Origin of the sequence: Myxococcus sp. MISCRS1, from assembly GCF_026626605.1 — a bacterium.
In the GTDB taxonomy this organism is placed as follows: domain Bacteria; phylum Myxococcota; class Myxococcia; order Myxococcales; family Myxococcaceae; genus Myxococcus; species Myxococcus fulvus.
In genome coordinates, this window is sequence record NZ_JAPNKB010000001.1 from 156,474 (window position 1) to 179,400 (window position 22,927).

Annotated in this window: 14 protein-coding genes and 1 riboswitch (1 of these 15 running past the window's edge); of the genes, 7 read left to right on the forward strand and 7 right to left on the reverse strand. The window is 71.9% G+C overall.

The genetic code is table 11. The features are described from left to right. Positions 1-3,229, reverse strand: the 5' end (the start) of a protein-coding gene (locus OWM54_RS00490; protein WP_267696314.1) for a type I polyketide synthase. The gene continues 8,129 nt to the left of window position 1, outside the view; the window shows 3,229 of its 11,358 coding nt (coding positions 1-3,229); its start codon is at positions 3,227-3,229; the stop codon falls past the left edge of the window. Beyond that, positions 3,222-8,492, reverse strand: coding sequence for a non-ribosomal peptide synthetase (locus OWM54_RS00495; RefSeq protein ID WP_267696315.1), 5,271 nt, complete (start codon positions 8,490-8,492; stop codon positions 3,222-3,224). The genes OWM54_RS00490 and OWM54_RS00495 overlap by 8 nt, the downstream gene beginning before the upstream one ends. A 316-nt stretch (positions 8,493-8,808) precedes the next feature. Here OWM54_RS00495 and OWM54_RS00500 point away from each other — a divergent pair, with 316 nt between their 5' ends. Next, positions 8,809-9,789, forward strand: a complete 981-nt coding sequence (locus OWM54_RS00500) for an aldo/keto reductase (RefSeq protein WP_223749893.1) — start codon at positions 8,809-8,811, stop codon at positions 9,787-9,789. A 16-nt stretch (positions 9,790-9,805) separates the two neighbouring features. Here the strand turns inward: OWM54_RS00500 and OWM54_RS00505 are convergent, their stop codons facing one another. The 4 genes from OWM54_RS00505 to OWM54_RS00520 form a co-directional block, all read right to left on the reverse strand. Continuing rightward, positions 9,806-10,612, reverse strand: a complete 807-nt coding sequence (locus OWM54_RS00505; RefSeq protein ID WP_267696316.1) for a hypothetical protein — start codon at positions 10,610-10,612, stop codon at positions 9,806-9,808. A gap of 154 nt (positions 10,613-10,766) precedes the next feature. Continuing rightward, entirely contained in the window at positions 10,767-11,870 is a 1,104-nt protein-coding gene (locus OWM54_RS00510) for a DUF4130 domain-containing protein (protein WP_267696317.1), read from the reverse strand. Between the two features lie 88 nt (positions 11,871-11,958). Next, complete coding sequence (locus OWM54_RS00515) at positions 11,959-12,927, reverse strand: FHA domain-containing protein (RefSeq protein WP_223749896.1); 969 nt, start codon at positions 12,925-12,927, stop codon at positions 11,959-11,961. After that, positions 12,915-14,255, reverse strand: a complete 1,341-nt coding sequence (locus tag OWM54_RS00520; RefSeq protein WP_267696318.1) for a S1C family serine protease — start codon at positions 14,253-14,255, stop codon at positions 12,915-12,917. The genes OWM54_RS00515 and OWM54_RS00520 overlap by 13 nt, the downstream gene beginning before the upstream one ends. A 118-nt stretch (positions 14,256-14,373) precedes the next feature. After that, positions 14,374-14,612: riboswitch (cobalamin riboswitch) on the forward strand. A gap of 125 nt (positions 14,613-14,737) precedes the next feature. Between OWM54_RS00520 and OWM54_RS00525 the strand changes: the two genes are divergently transcribed. Next, positions 14,738-15,157, forward strand: coding sequence for an acyl-CoA thioesterase (locus OWM54_RS00525; RefSeq protein WP_223749898.1), 420 nt, complete (start codon positions 14,738-14,740; stop codon positions 15,155-15,157). A gap of 165 nt (positions 15,158-15,322) precedes the next feature. Here the strand turns inward: OWM54_RS00525 and OWM54_RS00530 are convergent, their stop codons facing one another. Then, positions 15,323-16,006 (reverse strand): hypothetical protein, encoded by a 684-nt coding sequence (locus OWM54_RS00530; protein WP_420715304.1) that lies wholly within the window; start codon positions 16,004-16,006, stop codon positions 15,323-15,325. Positions 16,007-16,179: 173 nt separating this feature from the next. Here OWM54_RS00530 and OWM54_RS00535 point away from each other — a divergent pair, with 173 nt between their 5' ends. The 5 genes from OWM54_RS00535 (at position 16,180) to OWM54_RS00555 (ending at position 22,903) form a co-directional block, all read left to right on the forward strand. Beyond that, complete coding sequence (locus OWM54_RS00535; RefSeq protein WP_141330997.1) at positions 16,180-16,662, forward strand: hypothetical protein; 483 nt, start codon at positions 16,180-16,182, stop codon at positions 16,660-16,662. 141 nt (positions 16,663-16,803) lie between these two features. Beyond that, a complete protein-coding gene (locus tag OWM54_RS00540) occupies positions 16,804-17,901 on the forward strand; it encodes a 6-phosphofructokinase (protein WP_223749899.1) in 1,098 nt (365 codons plus the stop codon). Positions 17,902-17,933: 32 nt separating this feature from the next. After that, positions 17,934-19,967: a serine/threonine-protein kinase gene (locus OWM54_RS00545; RefSeq protein ID WP_267696319.1), complete on the forward strand. Its 2,034-nt coding sequence runs from the start codon at positions 17,934-17,936 to the stop codon at positions 19,965-19,967. After that, the gene (locus OWM54_RS00550; RefSeq protein ID WP_223784450.1) at positions 19,964-20,977 is read left to right on the forward strand and encodes a tetratricopeptide repeat protein; all 1,014 of its coding nucleotides are present in this window, start codon (positions 19,964-19,966) and stop codon (positions 20,975-20,977) included. Before OWM54_RS00545 ends, OWM54_RS00550 begins: the two co-directional genes overlap by 4 nt. 30 nt (positions 20,978-21,007) lie before the next feature. Then, positions 21,008-22,903: a sigma 54-interacting transcriptional regulator gene (locus tag OWM54_RS00555; protein ID WP_141330990.1), complete on the forward strand. Its 1,896-nt coding sequence runs from the start codon at positions 21,008-21,010 to the stop codon at positions 22,901-22,903. The last annotated feature ends 24 nt before the right edge of the window (positions 22,904-22,927 follow it).

A 22,927-nucleotide genomic window follows, 5' to 3' on the forward strand; every position in this document is an offset into this window, starting at 1 on the left:
CGTGCCGCTGCGCGATGGCCTCCAGGGAGCGCTTCAACAGCGCCACGTCGAGCACACCGGACAGTCGCAACGTCGCCGACATGTTCAGCGCGGGGTTGCCGGGGAGCGCCTGCTCCAGCGCGCAGACGCGCTCCTGCACCACCGACAGCGGCAGCTCGCCATCGCGAGGAATGGGGACGAGCGGAGGGAGCACGCCCGCCTTCCCCGCCGCGCTCTGCGTCCCCATCCGCGCCTGGATGCGCGCGGCCACGCCCGCGACGGTGGGCGCCTCGAACAAGTCACTCAGCGGGAGCTGGACCGGGAACGCCTCGCGCAGCCGCGTGAGCATCTGCGCCGCCATCAGCGAGTTGCCACCCAGCTCCAGGAAGTCGTCGTGGATGCCGAAGTCGGCGCGGCCCAGCCGCTCGCGCCAGATGGCGAGCACGCCTCGCTCCACCTCGGTGCGCGGCGCGGCCTTGTCGCCTGGCACCGCGACGTCCTCCCGAGGGGGCTCGACACGGACGGGCTCGGCGACGGGAACGGGCGCGACGGGCTGCGTGGCGACAGCGGCCACGGGCAGCCTGGGCGCCTCCAGGGCGAAGCGCTGCCGCTGGAAGGGGTACGTCGGCAGGGACACGCGGCGTCGCCGCTCGTGCGCGTAGAACTGCTTCCAGTCCAGCGCCAGCCCGGACTCCCACAGCGCGCCCACGGCCGCCATGAGCACGCCGTGCTCGGACACCTTCATGTTCAAGCGCGGCAACGAAGACACCACGCGTCCCGAGGGGCCCGTGAGCGCCAGTCTCGCCAGCGCGGTGAGCGCCTGGTCCGGTCCCACTTCGAGGAACACGGCCACGCCGTCCTGCTTCAGCGTCTCCATGCCATCGGCGAAGCGCACCGGCGCGCGCATCTGGCGGGCCCAGTAGGCAGGGTCCGTCGCCTCCTCCGGACGAATCCACGTGCCGGTCACGCTGGACACGTACGGCACCCGAGGCGCCGAGAGCCGCAGGCCCGACACGACCTTCTTCAGCTCGTCCATCAGCGGCTCGACGGCCACGGAGTGGAACGCGTGGCCCGCGGGCAGCCGCATCACGGCGATGCCGCGCACGAGCAACTCCTGCTCCAGGGCCTCCACCTCCGACGTCGGGCCCGAGACGACGCAGCGCTCCGCCGCGTTCACGGCCGCCAGGGACAGCGTCCCCGTGATGAGCGGACGGATGACCTCCTCCGCGCACCCCACCGCCGTCATGCTGCCCGGAGGCATGCGGGCCATCAGCCTCCCGCGCGTCACCACCAGCGTCAGCGCGTCCTCCAGCGGCAGGACACCCGCGAGGCACGCCGCCGTGTACTCACCGAAGCTGTGTCCCAACAGCGCGTGCGCCTGGACGCCCCACGACTCCCAGAGCTTCGCCAGCGCGTACTCCACGCAGAACAACGCGGGCAGCGACAGGCGGGGGTCCTTCAAGGCCTCTCGCGCGGCGGCCTCCTCGCCCGCGCCCGGCAGCAGGACGCCCCGCAGCTCCTTCTCCAGCGCGGGTCCCAGCTGCGTCAGGCACGCCTCCACCGTCTCGCGGAAGCGCGGCTCCGCGCCGTACAGCTCCCGCCCCATGCCGAGCGACTGCGCGCCCTGCCCCGGCAACAGGAAGGCCACGCGACGCTCGCGGGCCGCGGCCACGTCCTCCAGGACCCGCGGGGTGTTCTTGCCGCGCAGCTTCTTGATGAGCTCCGCGCGGTCCGTCGCCGTCACCGAGAGCCGGTGCTCGAAGGCGCCGCGCCCCCGGTTGCGCGTGAAGGCCACGTCCGCGAGGGACACGTCCGGCGACGCGGTCTCCAACCAGTCCGCCAGCTCGCGCAGGGACGCGGAGAGCGCCTGCTCGCTCCGGGCGGACAGGGTGACGACCTGTGAGGGCCGGGTGCTCGCGGCCGAGGGCTCGCGTCGAGGCGCCTCCTCCAGCACCGCGTGCGCGTTGGTGCCGCCGATGCCGAACGAGCTCACGCCCGCGCGCCGAGGCACCTCGCCCCGGGGCCAGGGCTTGCGCTCGGCGACGACGGTGAACGGGCTGTTCGCGAAGTCGATGGAGGGGTTGGGCGTCGTGAAGTGGAGCGTGGGCGGCAGCTCCTCCTCCGACAACACGAGGGCCGTCTTGATGAGGCCCACGAGCCCGGCCGCCGTGTCCAGGTGACCGACGTTCGTCTTCACCGAGCCCAGGCCACAGTAGCCCTTTCGGTCCGTGTCGCGACGGAACGCGCGGGTGAGCGCCGCCACCTCGATGGGGTCACCCAGCGCCGTGCCGGTGCCGTGCGCCTCGACGTAGCCGATGTCGTCCGCGGTGAGCCCCGCGTAGGCGAGCGCCTCGCCAATCGCATCCGCCTGGCCCTCGACGCTGGGCGCCGTGTAGCCGACCTTCAGGCCACCGTCGTTGTTCAGCGCGGAGCCTCGGATGACGGCATAGACGTGGTCCCCATCCCGGAGCGCGTCTTCCAGCGGCTTGAGCACCACCGCCGCCGCGCCATTGCCCGGAACCGTGCCGGCGGCCTTCGCGTCGAACGCGCGGCAGTGCCCGTCCGGGGAGAGGATCATCCCCTCCTGGAAGAGGTAGCCCGTGCGCTGCGGAAGCGAGACCCGCACCGCGCCCGCGAGCGCGATGTCGGACTGGCGCAGGAGCAGGCTCTGGCAGGCCATGTGGACGGCCACGAGGCCCGTGGAGCACGCCGTGTAGACCGCGAGGCTCTCGCCGCGCAGCCGCAGCTTGAACGAGGCCTTGGTGGCCAGGTTCTCGCCCGAGGTGCCCATCACCTCGTAGAGCGAGGCCGGGTCCAGCTGCCCCTGCCCCAACATGCCCATCGTGTGCAGCGACGGCCCCGCGCCCGCGTACAGGGAGATCTTCCCGGTGTAGCGCGCGGGGTCATAGGCCGCGTCCTCCAGGGCCGCGTGGGCGCACTCGAGGAACACGCGCTGCTGGGGATCCATCCACAGCGCCTCGCGAGGAGGCACATCGAAGAAGCCCGCGTCGAACGCGTCCGCGTCCTCCAGCACGCTGGCCATCGGCACGAAGTCCGGGTGACGCCGCAGGGACTCCGGCACCAACGGCGAGACCTCCAGCTCCTCGGGTTTCAGCAGGGAGATGGACTCCACGCCGTCGAGGAGGTTGCGCCAGAAGTCCCGCACGTTCGCGGCGCCGGGGAAGCGGCCCGCCATGCCGATGATCGCGATGTCGTTGCCGCTACCGCCCGTCTGGTCCTGGTCAGCCATGATCTCGGTTGTTCCTTCCGCCGCGACGCTGGAGGGCCTGACGACGGGCCTCCGCGCGCTCCTGGTGCTTCACGGCCTGCGTCCCGGGCTCCGACTCGGAGGACAGCCTCCGAGCCAAGTCCTGGACCGTGGGGTGTTCGAAGAAGTGGGTGATGGGGACATCACGACCGAGCGCCTCGCGCAGGCGGGCGCACGCGCGCACCGCCGACAGCGAGCTGCCGCCCAGGTCGTCGAAGAAGTGCGCGTGGATGCTGACCGCCGGGAAGCCGAGCGTCTCCGCCCAGGCCTTGGCCAGCGTCTCCTCCAGCGGCGTGCGCGGCGCGCCCTCCTGCGGCGTCGCGCGCGTCGGCGGTGGCAGGGCCCGCGTGTCCACCTTGCCGCTGGACAACACGGGCAGCGCCTCCAGGACGACGAAGTCCGCGGGGACCAGGTACTCCGGCAGGCGCGCCCGCAAGCTCGCGCGCACTTCGCCCGGCGGCGGCATCCCCGCCTCCGGAGGAACCACGTACGCCACCAGTCGAGGCTCACCACCCGACGGCGGGCTCCACACGCGCACGTGTGACTGGCGCATGCCAGCGAGCTCACGCAGGGCGCACTCCACTTCGCCCGGCTCGATGCGGAACCCACGCAGCTTCACCTGCGCGTCCACGCGGCCGAGCAGCTCCAGGTGACCGGAGGCGCGCCAGCGCGCCACGTCTCCCGTGCGATACAGCCGCGCCCCCGGCTCGTCGGCATAGGGGTCCGGAACGAAGCGCTCGGCCGTCAGCTCCGGGCGCCCCAGGTAGCCGCGGGCCACCAGGGGACCGCCCACGTACAGCTCGCCCGCGACGCCCGAGGGGACGGGCCGCAGGGCTTCGTCGAGGACATAGGCGTCGACATGAGGCAGCGGCCGACCGATGTCCGGCGCCCCCTCCCCGGCCCGACACGTGGCGCAGGTGGAGCACACCGTGGCCTCGGTGGGGCCGTACGCATTGACCATCTCCCGACCCGGCGCGAAGCGCGTCACCAGGTCCTCGGGACAGGGTTCTCCCGCGGAGATGAGCATCCGCAAATCGGGCAACGGAGTATCGGGCAACAGCGCGCAGGCCGACGGGGGCAGCGTCGCGTGGGTGATGCGTTGCTCACGGAGGATTCGGTGCAGGGCCTCTCCCGCGAGCACCTCACCAGATGGGGGCAGGTGCAGCGTCGAGCCCGTCGTGAGCGCCTGGAGGTACTCCGACACGGAGGCGTCGAAGACCGGCGAGGCGAACTGGAGCACCCGCGCGCCAGGCCCCAGGTTGAAGCGCTGGCCCATCGCCTCCGCGAGGTGCAGGGCCCCGCGATGCGGCACCAGCACCCCCTTGGGACGCCCCGTGCTCCCGGAGGTGTAGATGAGGTACGCCGCGCCCTCCAGCGTCGGCACGGAGGGGGTCCGCTCGGCGGAGGGTTCGGCCTGCGCGTCACGAGCGCCGTACTCCTCCCAACGCAGCGACATCACCCCCGCGGGGACCTCGAGCCTCCGCGCGAGTCGGTCCTGCGAGAGCAACCAACGTGCCCCCGAGTCCTGCAACAACCAGGAGATGCGCTCGGGAGGATGCGAGGGCTCGCACGGCATCACCACGCCGCCCGCCTTGAGCACCGCGAGGAACGCGATGACCGCCTCGGGTCCACCGCGCTCGAACAACGTCGCGACGCGCCCCTCCGGCCCGACACCCTGATGACGCAACCTGCTCGCGATCCGGTCCGCCCATTCGTTGACCTCGCGGTACGTCCAGTTCGTGGCGCCCGCGACCAGCGCCACGGCGTCGGGCGTCTTCACCGCCCAGGACTCGAAGGCCTCGTGCAGCCCTCGCGGCTCGGGGGGCCGGGGCGCCGCGGGCCTCCGCCCCAGCGCGAGCGTGGCGCGTCGCTCCTCCTCATCGAGCAACGGCAGGTCCAGCACCGGCGTCTCAGGCGCTCGCGACACCGCGTCCAACAGCCCGCGAAGGTGCCGGGCCATGCGCTCCGCGAGCTCGGTGTCGAAGAGGTCCGAGCAGTACTCCAGGCTGGCCTCGAAGCCGCCAGACGACTCGGCCATCGACAGCGTGAGGTCGAAGGCCGAGGCCTGGTTGCGCAGCGGCACCGACTCCAGCTCCAGCTCGCCGAGCCTCACGCGGGCCCCCGCGCCGCCGAGCGCGAACGGCGCGAGCGCCTCGCGCCCCGGACGTCCCGAGTGCAGCACGAACATCGTCTGGAAGACGGGTGGACGGGACGCATCACGTCTCGGCTGGAGCCGCTCGACGAGGCGCGCGAAGGGCAGCTCCTGGTGCTCCAGTGCCTCCAGCACCGTGCCTCGCACCTCCGCGAGCAAGCCGGAGAAGGACACCCCGCGTGCCACCCGCGCGCGCAGGGGCACCGGGTTGACGAAGTACCCCGCCTGTCGCGCCAGGTCCGCGCGCGACCTGCCCGCCGTGGGCGTGCCCACCACCAGGTCCTCCTGTCCCGTGTAGCGACGCAGGAACGCGAGGTAGCCCGCGAGCAGCACCATGAATGGCGTGGCGCCTTTCGCCTGTCCCAATGACACGAGCCGCGACGCCGTCTCCGCCTCCACACGGAAGGACACCGTCCCGCCACGGAACGACTGGAGCCGGGGCCGGGGACGCGAGGTGGGCAGCTCCAACACGGGCAGCTCGCCGCTCAGCCGCTCACGCCACCAGGACTGGAGCGCCTCGCCCCGGGCCCCCGTGTATCGGGCCTCCTCCGCCCGGAGGATGGGCCCCACCGCGGGAGCAGGCGCGGGGAGCAGAGGGGGCACCCCGCGTCTCCCCGCCGTGTAGAGCACGCCCAGCTCCTCGGCCAACACCTCCAGCGACCAGAAGTCGGTGACCAGGTGGTGGAGGACCATCAACAACACCGGCCCCCCTTCCACGTCCGTGAAGACACGCAGCCGCAGCAGCGGCCCACGCTCCAGGTCGAACGGCCGATGTGACTCCGACACCAGTCGCTCGTGGAGCACCTGCTCCGTCCAGCCTCGCGCGGACTCCTGCTCCAACACCGGCGCCGTCGCGGCGCGCCACACGGGCTCGCCCTTCTCCTCGGGGAACGCGCACGCGAGCACCGGGTGACGGGCGACGAGCGCGTTGAACGAACGCTCCAGGACGGCCAGGTCCACCCGCGGCGAGAGCCGCACGGCCCTCGTGATGTGGTACGCGGTGGCACCGGGCGCGAGTCGCTGGAGGAACCACAGCGCTCGCTGCCCGTCCGAGACGTGGGGCGTCGAGTCCTCGGCACCCGCGGTCGCGGACGACGCCTCCGCCGTGCCCCGCATGCGCTCCACCCACGCGGACACCTCGCGCAGGCTGGGCCCCTGCAGCAACAACGTGGGCGGCAGCGACACCTTCCACGCCTGCTGCACGGCGTGCATCACATCCAGCCCGCGCAACGAGTCGAGGCCGTAGCGTGTGAGCGGCTCGTCGGCATCCAGCCCACCCGGCGCGACACCGAGGCTGCGCGACAGCTCCTCCCGGAGCCACGCGAGCACGTCTCCATCCTGCGTCGTCGACACGGGCTCGCGCGGACCGGCGTCCGGCGCGTGCGCATCCACCCTCCCCTCCCGCCAGGCGTGCACCACCTCCAGCCCGTCCTCCAGGAACGTCTGCCGGGTGACGCGCCGCTGCACCTTGCCGCTCGAGGTCTTCGGCAGGCTGCCCGCGGCGATGAGCACCACCGCGAGCGCCGCCACGCCATGCTCCTCCGCCACCGAGGCCTGGATGCGCGCCACCGCCTCCTCGACGGCCCCGGCCTCCACCGCCTTGCCGGAGACCTCCTGGACGACGACGAGCCGCTCCTCGCCCTTCACGTCCACCGAGAACGCGACGCCACAGCCCGGGCGCAGGCCCGGGTGGCTGCGCTCCACCGTCAGCTCCACGTCCTGCGGGTAGAGGTTGCGGCCGCGCAGGATGAGCACGTCCTTCAGGCGCCCCGTGACGAAGACCTCGCCACCGTCGACGACGCCCAGGTCTCCGGTGCGCAGGAAGGGTCCTTCACCCGTGCCCGCGATGCGCGCGTGGAAGGTCCGCTCCGTCTCCTCGGGGCGCTGCCAGTAGCCCTCCGCCACGCTCGGCCCCTGCAACCACAGCTCGCCCACCTGCCCCGGGGCCTTCTGCTCCCCCGTCACCGGGTCCACCACGCGCAGCACCTGCGTGCCCAGCACCTCGCCGCTGCCCACCAGCGTCACACCCTCGGCGCCCGGCTCCGGACGGCGCGCCTCGCCGCGCTCCAGCGCCTCGCGCGAGAAGTCTCGCACCACCAGGTCCACGGGACGGGCCGCGACGCGCTTGCGCCCCGTGACGATGAGCGTCCCCTCCGCCAGGCCATAGCAGGCATAGAGCGCCTCACGCCGGAAGCCCGAGGGCGCGAAGGCCTGGACGAAGCGCTCCATCGTCTCCGCGCGCACCGGCTCCGCGCCGCAGAACGCCACCTCCCAACGGCTCAGGTCCAGGGCGGCCCGCTCCTCGGGTGTGCTCTTGCGCACGCAGAGGTCGAACGCGAAGTTGGGCCCGCCGCTCACCGTCCCTCCATGGCGGGAGAGGGTCTCCAGCCAGCGCATGGGGCGCTGGAGGAAGAACATCGGCGACATCAGCGACACATGCATGTCCCGGTACAGCGGCTGGAGGATGCCGCCGATGAGCCCCATGTCGTGATACGGCGGCAGCCACGAGACGACTCGCGGGTACGGGCTCGCGTCGAAGCCGTGCGCGATGAGCTCGCTGTTGTGCATCAACTGGCGATGCGCCAGCACCACGCCCTTCGGCGTGCCCGTGGAGCCGGACGTGTACTGGAGGAAGGCCACCGTCGCGTCGCTCAGCGCCGGCGCGCGCCAGCCGTCCGCCTCCGACAGCGGCACCGCGTCCGTCGACAACCAGCGCAGCGCGCGCAGGTCGTCCAGGCCCTCGGTGAGCGGCCCCACCAGCTCCGAGATGCCGGAGGTGGTGAGCGCCAGCTTCGCGCCGCAATCCGCCACCAGCGCCTGCAAGCGCGGCAGCGTGCGGCCCAGCCGCATCACGTCCGGCGGATACGCGGGCACCGCCACCACGCCCGCATACAGGCACGCGAGGAACCCCACCACGTACTCACGCCCCGGCGGATACATGAGGAGAGCGCGCTCTCCCGGAGCCAGCTCCCGTTGGAGCCGGGCCGCCACGGCCCGCACCTGCGCATCCAGCTGCGCGTAGGTGACGGTGTGCTCCCCCTCCTCATCGACGAATGTGTAGATGGGGTCCGTGGGCTGATCGAACGCTCGCATGCGACAGACATCCACGAGCGTGGCGGAACCTGGACGGACGAACGCGGAGGCGGGGGCAGCGCGAGTCGGCAGATACATGTCGATGTCCCGAGGGGGGATTTTTTCAGCAGGACACCAGCCGTTTCAGCTCGGCACACACGCGTCCCAGCGACCCGGGGGCGTTGTCTTGGCTGCACCGACTGGCGTCCCCTGGATGCGCCTATCTTTTAATGGATTCGGGGCATCCAGAAAAGGCGTGTCATCACGAATGACCCAGCACATCGGCGCTCGCAGGCTGCATATTCACGGCCCGCGTCACCGACGAGAGGAGCACTTCATGAAGTTCACACAGCTGGGCCGCACCGGCCTGCGTGTCTCCCGCCTCTGCCTGGGCTGCATGAGCTACGGCACGCCTTCCTGGCGACCCTGGGTCCTGAACGAGGAAGCCTCCCAGCCCTTCTTCCGCCGCGCGGTGGAGCTGGGCATCAACTTCTTCGACACCGCGGACATGTACTCGCTGGGAGTCAGTGAGGAAGTGACGGGTCGTGCGCTGCGACGGTATGCGCGCATGGAGGAGGTGGTGCTCGCCACCAAGGTGTACTTCCCCATGGGGGACGGGCCCAACATGCGGGGCCTGTCTCGCAAGCACATCGTCCAGGCGTGCGAGGCGAGCCTCAAGCGCCTGGGGGTGGAGACCATCGACCTGTATCAAATCCACCGGATGGACCCGCACACGCCGCTGGAGGAGACGCTGGCGGCGTTGGATCAGCTCGTGAACCAGGGCAAGGTGCGCTACCTGGGCGCGTCGTCCACGTTCGCGTGGCAGTTCGCCCGCGCGCTGGGCGTGGCGGACCTGCACGGCTGGTCGCGCTTCGTGTCCATGCAGGACCACTACAACCTGGTCTACCGCGAGGAGGAGCGGGAGATGCTGCCCCTGTGCGAGGCGGAGGGCATCGGCGTCATCCCGTGGTCTCCCCTGGCGCGCGGGCTGCTCGCGGGCTCCCGCAAGTCGCTCACGGACCGCAGCTCCACGACGCGCGCGAAGACGGATGCGTACGCGCCCGTGCTGTATGACCAGCCGGGTGACTGGGAGGTGGCGGAGGCCAACCGGAAGGTGGCCGAGGCGCGCAACGTGCCGCCCGCGCAGGTGGCCCTGGCGTGGCTCTTGTCACGGCCGGTGGTGACGGCGCCCATCATCGGCGCCACGAAGCCGGAGCACCTGGAGGACGCCGTGCGCGCCGTGGACCTCAAGCTCACGGCGGAGGAGCTTCAGCAGCTCGAGGCGCCCTACCAGCCCCACGCGCTGCGCGGCATGTGAGCCGCGCGAGGGCACCTCAGAGGTCCATCTGAGGTGCGGACCTGGGCGCCTCCATCGGGGTCATGGGGCCGTCCAGGAACGCGGCGCGCGGTCCGGCGCCGCCATAGGCCATCGCCTCGATGCGGTTGACGCCGGGAGAGGCCGGGTCCCTCGGGTAGCACTCCGCCTCCGTCTCCTGGAGCTTCAGCTCCGGGCGGTGCTCGCCCATCCGCTCGATGCGCGGGGGCACGTAGCTGACGGCGTCCTCGAAGGCGTAGCGCGTGAGCAGGCGCAGGGTCGCCACCGGCCCGCAGCGCACCTCCGGACGGCGCACCATGTTGCCGCCGATGGTGAGCTCTCCCGGGTGCGCGCCACCCACGTTGGACACGCGGACGGCCTGGGGAACCATGGTGACGGCCCACGTCTCCTGGCAGCTCACCACCACGTCCGGCACGGGACGGCTGACGAGCTTCAGCGGCGCGTACTCGCCCGCGGCCATCGCGGTGCGGATCAGCGGCCTCCACGGGGGGATGGTGCCCTCCGGCATCAGCTTCGTCCGGCACTCCATGGACGTGCCCGCGTCGTCCGCGACGAACACCACCTGCACGTTGCTGAGGTAGCGCGCGCCGGACGCCTCGGCCCGCTCCAGGAAGCGCAGCACCAGCGCGCTGCCATCCTGCGCGAGGCCGAAGGGCATGGAGATGGCCCAGGGCGAGTCACCGGACTCGAGCGCCAGCTCCGGTGGGACGACGGTGACGGGGGGGCCGCGGCGCGGCACCACCGACGAGGTCCGCGCGCACGCGGCGCACAACAGCAACAACAGGGTCAGGGCTGAACGACGCATGGCGTCCCCTCCGAGAAGCGCACCTGGGTCCGGTCGAGGCTATCACCGCGCTCACGCGCCCCTCTCCAGTGCCGTCCTGAGCGCAATCATCCAGGGGCCCCGTCGATATGGAGGGCGGCCTCGCGCGTTGTCGATGCCGCCCGCGTGCGTCCGCTCAGGAGCCCAGGGCCTCCGGGCTCTTCAGCCACTGCGCCGCGGCGCGCACGTCCGCCTCGAAGTGGATGCGGGCCTCCGCGCGCTCGCGAGGGTCCTGCCGACGCAGCACGTCCCACGGCGCGAAGGTGGCCAGCGCGCCGGGAGCCCATTCGGAGGGCACCAGCCGCCCCCGCCCCACGTCCAGCCGGAAGCCCGGCCCCAGCAGCACCTGCCCCGCGGCGCCGCCCAACGCGAGCAGCAGCCGGGGACGCACCCGCGCCGCCTCCGAGGCCAGCTCCTCCCGCAGGGCCCGGGTCTCCGGCCAGCTGAGCGCGCCCGAGCGACGCCCCGGCCAGCGGGCCCGGGACACCCGCAGGTCCGAGCTCCGCAGCCCCGCGCGCGCGAGGACCAGCTCCAGCAGCCTGCCCGAGGGCCCCACGAAGCACGCCGCGTCTCCCTCCTCCCGGGTGCCGGGCACGTCCCCCAGCAGCAACACCCGCGGCCGCGCGTGGACCGGGTCCGGCGACGCGGCGCGGGCCGGGGAGGGCCCAGGCTCCGGGAACACGAGCCCCGCGCCGAAGGACAGCCTCGCCCGGTCCCAATGCGCGCTGGCGTCCGGCGTGAAGAGGCTCCAGTGGAGCGAGGGGAAGCGCCCCACGAGGAAGGGCGCGGCCAGCCGGACGACGAGGTGCTCCGGCCGGTACCACGCGACATGGCGCGCCTCTCCATCCGAGGCGGCGCGATGGAACCGGACGCGAATCACCAGCTCCCGCAGGTCCCGCCGCACCGCGCGCTCCATGCGCCGCAGCCGCTGGACGTCCCGGTCCGCGTCCTTCTCCAGGAGGCGCCGCTCACCGTGCGTCAGCCGCCACAGCACGCGGTACAGCAGCGCGAAGCGCTCCGGATCCCGGTGACACACCACCTTCTCCGCCAGGGACAGGAAGTCCGCGGGCAGCGCCGGGACGGCCCGGGCGCCACCACCGGACAGGAGCGGGTCCACCCACTGCGTCCACGCCCCCTGCCCCTGTTCGAACTCCACCCGGTCCGGAGGCATGCCGCGCACCAACAACCCACGCGCCACCTCCCGGAACGACGACAGCTCCGGCGCCACGCTCACTCGCACCTGGACCTCCTGGTCGCTCGACCACCCGAGCGACGCAGGCTACCTTCCAGGTCTGACACCGCCAGCCCACCCAGGGCGTCGTCGCGCGCTACTCCTCCTTGGCGAGCGCGTCCACCTGCTCCTGGAGCCCGTCCAGGTCCTCGAAGAAGGACTCCACGGGCTGGGCCCGGGCCACCCGGAAGACGGGCGGCAGCAGCGTGCGGGAGAAGTCCAGCGACGTGCTGAAGGGCTCGTTGCCCAGCAAATCGTTCGCCCGCGACACGGCGCCGAAGGCCAGCGTCACCACGACGAGCACCCGCACCAGCCGCGCCGGCTCCCACCGCGCCACGTAGCGCAGGTGCCAGAAGAGCCCCCAGCCCATGAGGAGCAGGAACGTCGCGTGGTACACCCAAGAGAGGCTCGCGCCCAGGCCCAGGCTGAAGCCCAGCGCGGCCACCAGCAGCGGCAGCGCGACGGCGCCCAGCAGCACCAGCGCGCCGATGGTCGCGTGCGCGCGGTAGTGGAAGTGGCGACGGGAGATGCGGCTGGCCACCGCCCAGCCTCCGGCCCACAGGAGCGTGAGCGTCAGGGGCATCACCAGGGCCACCGTGAGCTCGCCCCAGTCCGTGCGCGCGTAGTTGCCCAGGTAGGACGCCAGCGCGCTGAACAGCAGCAGGGACAGCATCGCCACGGGGAAGGCGCGCGGGTGCTCGAACACGCGCTCGCGGGGCTCGCCGGACACGGTGCTCACCACCGTGGGCGGCACCGCGTGGTTGCGGGCCCGGAAGCGCAGCACCGTGTCCCCCACCGCCACGCGGGTGTCGGGCGCCAGCTCCAGCTCCGCCAGCTGCGTCCAGGGCTGCACGCGCCAGGTGCCGTTGTCGCTGCCGACGTCGCGCAGCACGAGCGCGCCGTCCTCGCGGCGGTCGATGCGCAGGTGCTCGGCGGAGACCTTCGGGTCATCCAGGATGACGTCGTTCGAGTACGCGCGGCCCACCGTGGCCGGGAAGCGATCCAGCCGGTGACGCGTGTGGACGGAGTCACCCTCCAACACCTCCAGGAAGATCACTTCGTCCACGACAGCCCCTCCAGGTAGCGGCGCGCCAGCTTGCGCGCGTTGTCCGCCGTGAAGCCGCCCAGCGTGAGGCTGGTGTCCACCCCGCTGGTGCTGGCGTTGAGCGCGGCGGCGCGCAGCACCAGGTCATAGAGCCCCGGGAAGCGCTTGTACGCGCGCAGGCACATGGCCGCGCGCACGGGCAGCCCGCCCACGTCCACGAACTCGGAGGTGCACCGGAAGTTGGTGACGTCCTCGCGCGAGGCCTCCACCGTGTCCGGGTCCTGCGAGAACAGCGCGGTGTAGAGCGCGGAGAAGCGCAGCGCGCCCAGCTCCTGGCTGGAGGCCTGCTGATGCAGGAAGGCCACCACGCCGGTGCGGTGCCGCGAGGACAGGTAGATGTCCTCCTCGGACGAGCACTGGTAGTTCGTCACGGTGTACGGCACCTCCGGGTCATGCGGCGTGTCGCCCCAGCACTTGAGGAAGGGGATCCAGCGGCCCGGGACGTGGTAGCTGCCCAGGGTCTGCTTCGGCAGCGAGGCCGCGAGCATCTGCTCGGTGAGCCGCTGCTGGTTCTCGATGAGCTGCGCGCGCACCGTCTCCAGCAGCGCGGGCGTCGCGTCCGGCGCCATCTTCAGCGCCCGGCCGAGCAGCGTCCTCGCGCGGTGCACCGGCACCAGGAAGCCCAGCTGGTTGCCCATGGTGGCCACGTTGACGCCCACCACGGTGCCCTGCCCCGTCAGCGTCGGGCCGCCGCTCATGCCCGGGTTGATGGCGCCGCTGAAGTGCAGGCGCTCGTAGAGCGAGTCCTGGATGAAGCCGTTGTACGTGCCCTCGACGATGGTGGTGCCCAGGTCATGGGGGTTGCCCATGGCGAACAGGCGCGCGCCCTGGGGCGGCTCGCGGTCCTCCAGGACGAAGTAGTCCTTCACCGGTTCATCCATGCGGATGACGGCCAGGTCGTGCACCACGTCCACGTCCACCAGGCGCGCGGGCACGGGCTCCCCGCCGGTGCGCAGCACGAGCTGCGCGGTGTAGTCCTCCGGGTGGAGCACCACGTCGGAGACCACGTGGTAGTTGGTGATGGCGTACCCGTCGGCCGAGACGAAGAAGGCGGAGCCGATGGAGGAGCGCGTGCCCGAGCGGCGCTCGATGATGCGCACCTGGGCGACGCGGTTCTGGATGCGCTGGAAGAGCTCGTGGGTGGCCGGGGGCAACACGGCCGGAGGCGGCTCGGGCGCGGGAGCGGGCACGACGTCGGGTTGGCTTCGGACGGCGGAGGGCGCGCCCGGTTCGGATGGGGCGACGGCCGGCGCCTGCCCCAGCACGGCGACGAGGAGGAAGACGAACATGGATGCGGCGCACGCTATCCCAGCGCCGCGCGCGCGGGGGTACCGAGTGGCGGGGCATGAGGCCTCCGGTGCGCTCGTCGACCCACCTGCCCTGTTGGCGACGCGCCGGGCAGCGGGTAGGGTCCGCCCCGCCCGAGGTGCCTCGTGGGGGTCCACGAGGTTTAGCAAGGGAATCCGGTGTGAATCCGGAGCTGCCCCGCAGCGGTCAGTGGGAACGAACGCCGTCGAACGCACTGGTCCTCGGCAGACGAGGGCTGGGAAGGGACGGCGCCTAGGACGCCAGCACGCGCCGCGATGAGGGGCGGGTGGTGGGAGGCCCACGGAGCCCGAAAACCTGCCTCGAGCCCATCTGGGACGCGGACAGCGCCCCGGGTGGCGCTTCGCCCCCGGCCTTCGCGGGAAGGTCAGGCCATCCCTCGCGGCCCACCGCCGCCCTCGGAGGTCTTCATGTCCGGGGAGGCCCGTGGGCCAGGAGTCCGTCCATGAGTCACATGCAGCCGTCCCTCCCCTCCTCCGCCACCGAGACGCGGATGGTGGACATGGTGTTCCCCGATCAGACCAACCACTACGGCACCCTCTTCGGAGGTCAGGCCCTGAGGTGGATGGACATGTCCGCGTTCATCACCGCCAGCCGCTACACGCGCCGCACCGTGGTCACCGCGTCCAGCGAGCGCGTGGACTTCCACATGCCCGTGCAGCAGGGGCAGCTCGTGGAGCTGGTCAGCCGCGTGACGGCGACGGGCCGCACCTCCGTCACCGTGGACGTGGAGATGTTCGCCGAGGACCTGCTCACGGGCGCGCGGGAGCTGTGCACGCGCGGGCGCTTCGTGCTCGTGGCGCTGGATGAGCACCGCAAGCCCACCGCCGTGCCCCCGCTCTTGCCCGAGCCGGGTGCGCAGTGACGTGAAGCCCTGAAACGCAATGCGCGCCGGGGCCGGCTCCTCGGGCTCCGGCGCGCACTCCAGCAGATGGCATCACGCGGGGACCCGCCCGCCTCCGAGGCGGCCCGCTCGCGGCGCCGCCCAGGGCGCCACCGGGGATTCATTCGTGCGCGAGCCGCGCGGTCGTCACGACTCGGAGGCCATCCGCCCCGCGCGCCCCCGGCGCCACGCCGCGTATGACGCCACCAGCGCACCGGCCAGCGCCCCCGCGAGCGCGCCCAACAAGCGCCGGGGAACCACGCCAGGCGTCGTCGTCGGCTCCAGGCGGAACGTCTCCAGCGAGGCTCGGACGCTCGGCGCCAGCACCTCCCAGCGCACCGCGGGCGCGCTGACGACGACCACCGCGTGCCGCCCCTCGGACGCGAGCCCCGCCACCAGCACCGTGCGCGTCTGCCCCGCGTCCCGCAGCGTCCCCAGCACCTCCACGCGCGGCGCATCGCCTCCAATCCGGTCCACGCGCTCCGGCGACAGCACCACCCCCAGCTCCCGCTGGAAGTGCTGCATCACCGCCGACGCGAAGTCGTCACGCTCGGACGGGCTCGCGGAGAAGCCGCGCTCCACCACCGACACCAACATCGTCGCGGCCTCCGGGCCCTCGCCATCCGCGAGCGCCGCGGACAAGGCCCTCGGCGTCTCCGCGTCCAACGTCACCGCCCCCGCCACCGAGCCCGTGTACGGCTCCCACCGCACCATGTGGAAGCCCTCGGGCGGACGCAGCACGTAGCCGTCGCGCCGCAGCTCGGTCCCGAGCGCGCCCGACAGCAACAACCACCCGCCTGCCACCCACGAGAGGCTCACACCGCGCAGCATAGGCCCCCCGAGCCCCGGACGCGGCCACTCACGCGCCAGGCCGCATGAACCCATGGATACCCAGAAGACACGGCTTCACGGGCATGAGGCCCACCGGCCCGGCTCACCGCGAAGTCAGGCCCGCGCGCCTTCGTTGTGACATCCCCGTCGGGCACGGGTAACCTCGCGCCGAGATGAATCCTGCAGCCCGGGTGGAGATGGAGGCTCGCGCCGACCGAGCGCTGCGCCGTGGAGAGCTGGTCGAGGCGCTCGACCTCTATGAGGCGCTCCTCCTGGCCTTCCCGGACGACGGCGCGCTCGCCGACAAGCTCGCCAACCTCCGCGAGTCCCTCCAGCCCCTGGAGCTCCAGAAGCTGGAGGCCTCCCGACCGCCCGAGGAGCCTGAGCTCCCGCTCGGCCCCTCCTCACCCGCCCAGGAGGGTGAGCGCCTGTTCGCCCTCGGGGACTACGTGGGAGCGGCCGCCGCCTACCGCCGCGCCGTCCAGGAGCGCCCCGACAACGAGCTCTTCAAGGAGCGGTTGATCGAGGTCTACCGGATGGCGAAGGAGATGCCCCTACAATCTCCGACAGACAAGGCGCTGCCCAAGGCGCCCCAGCCCCGTCTGCAGGCCCTGCTGGACCGCGTCGCCTCTCGTCGCCGCCTCAAGCGGGACTGATGGAAGCTCGCGTTTCCACTCGGAAATCCGATCCGTGAGGTGATTCGCGCGTTGCACCCCGGCGCGGGGGCCTCCTATCATCAGGTCCGACGTCGCTGTCATGGTGGGCACTCCTGCCTCTGACACCCGCGTCCGACCCCTATGGCCCGTTCACTGAGACTCGGAGTCCTCACCGGTGGCGGAGACTGCCCCGGGCTCAACGCGCTCATCCGCGGCCTCGTCAAGCGGGGCACGCACGAGTTCGGCCACGAGTTCGTCGGCATCGAGAACGGCTACATGGGCCTGGTGGAGCCCGACCTCACGCGTCCCCTCACCGAGGAGGACACGCGCGGCATCCTCCCCAAGGGCGGCACCATCCTGGGCACGTCCAACCGCGCCAACCCGTTCATCTACGCCTTCAGGGAGGGTGAACGTTGGGTGGAGCGCGATGTGTCCGACGCCGTGCTGCGCCGCTGCGAGGCGCTGAAGCTCGACGGAGTCATCGCGGTGGGCGGCGACGGCACGCTGTCCATCGGCCACCGGCTCAGTGAGAAGGGCCTCAAGGTGGTGGGCTGTCCGAAGACCATCGACAACGACCTGAGCGGGACGGACCAGACGTTCGGCTTCGACACCGCGCGGCTCATCGTGACGGAGGCGTTGGATCGGCTGCACTCCACGGCGGAGGCGCACGACCGGGTGATGCTGGTGGAGATCATGGGCCGGCACGCGGGCTTCCTCACGCTCGAGAGCGGGCTTGCTGGCGGAGCGGACGTCATCCTCATCCCGGAGATTCCCTACCGGGTGGAGTCCATCGTGGAGAAGCTGCGCCGCAGGGCCACGCGCCGCCGCAGCTTCTCCATCATCGCCATCTCCGAGGGCGCCTTCCCCGTGGGCGGCACGCTGGCCGTGCTGGACAAGGCCGAGGACGTGCCCGGACGCGGCGTGGTGCGGCTGGGCGGCTCCGGCAAGGTGTGCGCGGACCTGCTGGCGCAGCACGTGGAAGCGGAGATCCGCGTCAACGTGCTGGGCCACCTGCAGCGTGGCGGGAGCCCGAGCGCGGCGGACCGCGTGCTCGCCACGCGCTATGGTTGCAAGGTGCTGGACCTGGTGCGCGATGGACAGTGGGACCACATGGTGGCCCTGCGCGCCGGAGAGATTGTCGCGGTACCGCTGAGCGAGTCGCGCAAGGAGCGCCGGGTGGACCCTTCCGGCGAGCTGGTGCGCTTCGCGAAGAGCATGGGCATCAGCTTCGGGGACTGAGGGAGGGGGAAGGCACTTTCGCCGCACACGTCATGACGCTCGTCGGCCGCCATATCGGTCGCTATCGCATCCTCGAGCAGCTCGGCTCGGGGGGCATGAGCGTCGTGTACAAGGGGCTCGACACCGCCCTGGACCGTGAAGTGGCCGTGAAGGTGCTGCACCCCCACCTGGCGGGCAAGGACGAGTCGCGGCGGAGGCTCGCGCGCGAGGCCCGCGCGGTGGCCAAGCTGCACCACCCCAACATCCTCGAGGTGTTCGACTTCTCCGCCGCGGACGCGCAGGACGCGTTCATCGTCACCGAGTACATCCGCGGCCAGACGCTCAAGACGGTGCTCGACGAGGGGCCCATGGATCCGCCGGAGCTGGCGGCCATGGTCATCCACGAGCTGGCCGCGGCGCTCGCGCATGCGCATGAGGCGGGCGTCATCCATCGCGACCTGAAGCCCGAGAACGTCATGGTGCGCGAGGACGGCATCCTCAAGCTCATGGACTTCGGCATCGCGCGGCTGCTCGACATCGAGGAGCGGATGACGGTGACGGGCACGCTCGTGGGCTCGCCCGCGCACATGTCCCCCGAGATCATCGAGGGCCTGGAGGCCGGCCCCGAGGCGGACGTCTTCAGCGTGGGCATCATGTTCTACGCGGCCATGACGGGCCGGCTGCCCTTCTCCGCGCCCAACACCACGGCCACGCTCAAGCGCATCCTCGACGGCGACTACGAGGACCCGCGCCGCCGCGTCCCGTGTCTGTCGGATGAGCTGGCGGACATCTGCGCGCGCTGTCTCCAGAGGGACCCGAACCAGCGCTACCCTGACGCCGGCAAGCTGCGCGACGCGCTCGCGGACTACCTGGCGGGCCTGGGCTTCGCCCGCGTGGGCGAGGAGCTGGTGTCGTTCTTCGCCGACCCGCCGTCGTACCGGAAGCTCGCGCGCCAGCGCATCGTCGCGTCGCTGCTGGAGCGCGGTGAGCGACTGCTCGCGGAGAAGCGCACGCCGCGCGCGCTCGGCTGCCTCAACCAGGTGCTGGCGCTGGACGCGCAGAACGCGCGGGCGCTGGGGCTGCTCAAGGGCATCCAGCGGGCGCAGCGCGCGCGGAAGTGGCGACGGCGCGGCATCCGGCTCGCGGTGGGGCTCGCGTCCCTCACGGCCGTGAGCCTCGGCGGCTACAAGCTGTACCACGCGCCCGCCGACGCCGCGTTCCATCCGCCCGAGGCGAGCACGCCCTCCACGCCCCCGTCCATGACGTCCGGAGGCCGCGAGCCGAGCGGCCCCGAGGCGACGGCGCCCTCCTCCACCGACCCGACCGGGGCTGGGCCCGCCGCGCCCACGGGCACCGGCGTGGCCCCCGGCGCGCTGCCGCGAGCCCCCGAGGGTCCAGGCACACGCACGCCGTCGCCCCGGAGCGAGGGCTCGCGCGGCATGGCGTCGAAGAACTCGCCCACCGAGGCGCCGGGCCCCCGCGCCGACGCGCTGTCCCTGGTCCCGGGCGGGCCCTCCCCGCGCACGGGCGGTCCGCGCGCGGTGGGCAGCACACCTCGCGCCGCGGACGATGCGCGCGCGGCGGGAGGCCCTGGTGAGGAGCGCGTCGCCGGACGGCAGCCGGGGTCGAAGAAGGTCTTCGCCACCATCCTCGTGCGGCCCTTCGGGGTCATCCGCGTGGGCGACGGCGCGCCGAGCGCCCAGGCCCTGTCGAAGCACGACGTGGAGCTGTCCCCGGGGCGCCACACCGTCACCATCTCCTGCGACTACTGCCTGGACGTGAAGGAGGACATCGAGGTCCAGTCCGACGGCGAGAACCGCTTCCACCTGGGGGCCCAGCCCAAGCCGTCACCGCTCTCGCTCGAGTACACGCCCGCCGAGGCCACCGTGCGCGTGGGCGACCAGGTGCGCACCGCGCGCGACAGCGTCCAGCACCCGTTCGAGATTCGCGCGCCGCGCGGCCCCGCGGGCTTCCTCCACACCGTCGCGGTGGAGATCTCCCACCCCGGCTACAAGACGGAGCGCCGCGTGGTGCAGCTGCGCCCGGGAGAGCCGACGCTCGTGGCCGGGAGCCTGTCCCCCGAATGAACCGTGGGCTCGCGCTCATCTCGCTCTGGCTCGTGCTGTGGACGCCAGCCGCCTCGCTCGCGCAGGAGGACACCGGGGACCCGGAGGTGACGGCCCTGCGCGCCAGCTTCGAGTACGGCAAGTACGCCGAGGTCCTGGACCGCGCCGGCGCGCGCATCGACCGGGGCGGGCTGGGCGAGGACGAGCTGGTGGAGCTGCACAAGCTGGCGGGCCTGGCCGCGTTCAACCTGGGCCGCACCGAGGAGGCCTCGCGCCACCTGCGCGCCCTGCTCCGGTTGGACCCCGACTTCAGCCTGGACCCGTTCGTCGTCCCGCCCCCCGCGGTGGCCTTCCTGGAGGGCATCAAGGACGACATGACCAACGAGCTGGAGTTCCTGCGTCAGGAGCGCCGGCTGCGCCAGGAGCGCGAGAAGGCGGAGACCGAGCGCCGCGAGCGCGAGCGCGTGGAGGCGGAGGTGCTGCGCCGCCGCGCCGAGGAGCTGGCCAGCCAGGTCAACGTGCGCACCGTGGAGAAGCGCAACTTCCTGGTCAACTTCGTCCCCTTCGGCGCGGGCCAGTTCCAGCAGGGCCGCAACAGCCTGGGCATCGTCTTCGCCGCCACCGAGGGTGTGCTCGCGGTGACGAGCGTCATCTCCTACTTCGCCTACGAGTCGCTCTTCGAGGAGCGCACGCTCGAGCTGGACAACGTGCTCGATGACGACGGCAAGGCCTCCATCACCATCCGCTTCATCCCCACCAGCCGCGAGCGCCAGCGAGACACCTGGCAGTTGCTCAAGCTGGCCTCGGCCGCGGGCTTCTACACCATCTACGCCCTGGGCGTGGTGGACGCGCTGTACCACCATGAGGACCAGGTGGTGCGCACCACCGTGGAGACGCGCGAGCCTCCGGCGCGAACCACGCCGCGCACCGAGGTCCTGACTCCCCGCGCCACCCCGCCGCGCACCACCGCGCGCGTGGGCGTGTACCCCACCTCCGGCGGCGGCGGCGTCGCCCTGTCCCTCACCTTCTGAGCCCCTCAACCTCCAGGTATGTGAAGCCCTATGGCCAGCCTCACCGTCCGCAGTCCTGATGGCAAGGTCCGCGAGATCGCCCTGCACAAGCGCATCACCAGCATCGGCCGCAGCGCGGACAACGACATCGCGCTCGACGACCCCGGTGTCCCCGACAGCGCCCTGCACGTCACCTTCGACGGCACGCGCTACGAGGTGGGCACCCTGGGCGCCACCGTGCAGGTCAACGGCAAGAAGCGCGACACCCACGCGCTCGCCACCGGCGACGTGCTGCGCGTGGGCAACACGGAGCTGAAGTTCTCCCGCGAGGACGCCCCGCGCGCGCCCCCGCCCTCCACGCTCGCCCCGGCGCAGCGCGAGGCGCCGGCGACCAGGGACACGTCGGACTCACACACCACGGAGCTGCCCGGGGTACCCGGCCGCGAGCTGGCCATGCTGCGCCGGCTCACCGCCTTCAGCGAGCGGCTGCTGGCGCTCTACGACGTGGAGCGCATCCTCGAGAGCCTGATGGACGAGGCCATCGAGGTGACGCGCGCCGACAAGGGCTTCCTCATCCTGATGGAGAGCGGAGACCCGCGCGTGAAGGTGGCGCGCAACGTGGCGCGCGAGAACATCGAGGACGCGGTGGAGAAGCTGTCCGACTCCATCATCGCCAAGGTGGTCAAGGAGCAGCGGCCCCTCATCGTCGCGGACGCGGTGGACGCCCCCGAGTTCAAGGCCAGCGAGTCCGTGGTCAACCTGCGCGTGCACTCGGTCATGTGCGTTCCGCTGATGCACAAGGGCGACCTGTTCGGCGTCATCTACGTGGGCAACGACCGGCTGGTGAACCGGTTCGAGCCCAAGAGCGCGGACATGCTCACCATCTTCGCGGCGCAGGCGTCGCTCGTCCTGCAGAACGCGATGCTGGTCAACGACCTCAAGCTGGACAACACGGAGCTGCGCCGCAAGCTGGAGGACCAGCGCTACGGCGACATCGTGGGCGCCTGTCAGGGCATGCGCGACGTCTACAAGCGCATCGACAAGATCGCGCCCACGGACATCTCCGTGCTCATCACCGGCGAGACGGGCACGGGCAAGGAGCTCATCGCCCGGGAGATCCACCGCCGCTCGCCGCGCCTGAAGGGCCCGTTCATCACCATCAACTGCGGCGCCATCCCGGAGAACCTCCTGGAGAGCGAGCTGTTCGGCCACGTGAAGGGCGCCTTCACCGGCGCGGTGGCCACCAAGGCGGGCAAGTTCCAGGCGGCCATCGGCGGCACGCTCTTCCTGGACGAGATTGGCGAGATGCCGCTGCAGCTCCAGGTGAAGCTCTTGCGCGCGCTCCAGGAGAAGATCGTCTACAAGGTCGGCGACAACCGGGGCGAGCCGGTGGACATCCGCGTCGTCGCCGCGACCAATAAAATCCTCGAGGACGAGGTGAAGCGGAACACCTTCCGCGAGGACCTCTACTACCGCCTCAACGTCGTCACGCTGAAGCTGCCCCCGCTGCGCGAGCGCGGCGAGGACGTGGTGGTGCTGGGCCGGTTCTTCCTCCAGAAGTACTCGCGTGAGTTCAGCTCCCGGGCCAAGGGCTTCACCCCGTCCGCCGCGGTGGCCATGAAGAAGTACGGCTGGCCGGGCAACATCCGGGAGCTGGAGAACCGCATCAAGAAGGCCGTCGTGCTGTCCGACAAGCCGCTGCTGGGCCCGGACGACCTGGACCTCAAGCCGGAGAACCTGGACCCCATCATGCCGCTGCTCCAGGCCAAGGAAGAGTTCCAGAAGCGTTACATCAACGAAGTGCTGGCGCGAAACAACGGCAACCGGACCAAGACGGCCAAGGACCTGGGCGTGGACCCTCGCACCATCTTCCGGCACCTGGAGAAGCTGGAGGCGGAGAAGACCGGCCGGCCGCTGCCCCCCGAGGAGGGCGAGGAGCTGCTCTGACGGCGGCGCCCGACACACCGCGGA

Coding starts and splice junctions, on each gene's coding strand:
- OWM54_RS00495 (WP_267696315.1), bottom strand. CDS start 8,492: ATGCGAGCGTTCGATCAGCCCACGGACCCCATCTACACATTCGTCGAT.
- OWM54_RS00500 (WP_223749893.1), top strand. CDS start 8,809: ATGAAGTTCACACAGCTGGGCCGCACCGGCCTGCGTGTCTCCCGCCTC.
- OWM54_RS00505 (WP_267696316.1), bottom strand. CDS start 10,612: ATGCGTCGTTCAGCCCTGACCCTGTTGTTGCTGTTGTGCGCCGCGTGC.
- OWM54_RS00520 (WP_267696318.1), bottom strand. CDS start 14,255: ATGTTCGTCTTCCTCCTCGTCGCCGTGCTGGGGCAGGCGCCGGCCGTC.
- OWM54_RS00525 (WP_223749898.1), top strand. CDS start 14,738: ATGAGTCACATGCAGCCGTCCCTCCCCTCCTCCGCCACCGAGACGCGG.
- OWM54_RS00530 (WP_420715304.1), bottom strand. CDS start 16,006: ATGCTGCGCGGTGTGAGCCTCTCGTGGGTGGCAGGCGGGTGGTTGTTG.
- OWM54_RS00535 (WP_141330997.1), top strand. CDS start 16,180: ATGAATCCTGCAGCCCGGGTGGAGATGGAGGCTCGCGCCGACCGAGCG.
- OWM54_RS00540 (WP_223749899.1), top strand. CDS start 16,804: ATGGCCCGTTCACTGAGACTCGGAGTCCTCACCGGTGGCGGAGACTGC.
- OWM54_RS00545 (WP_267696319.1), top strand. CDS start 17,934: ATGACGCTCGTCGGCCGCCATATCGGTCGCTATCGCATCCTCGAGCAG.
- OWM54_RS00550 (WP_223784450.1), top strand. CDS start 19,964: ATGAACCGTGGGCTCGCGCTCATCTCGCTCTGGCTCGTGCTGTGGACG.
- OWM54_RS00555 (WP_141330990.1), top strand. CDS start 21,008: ATGGCCAGCCTCACCGTCCGCAGTCCTGATGGCAAGGTCCGCGAGATC.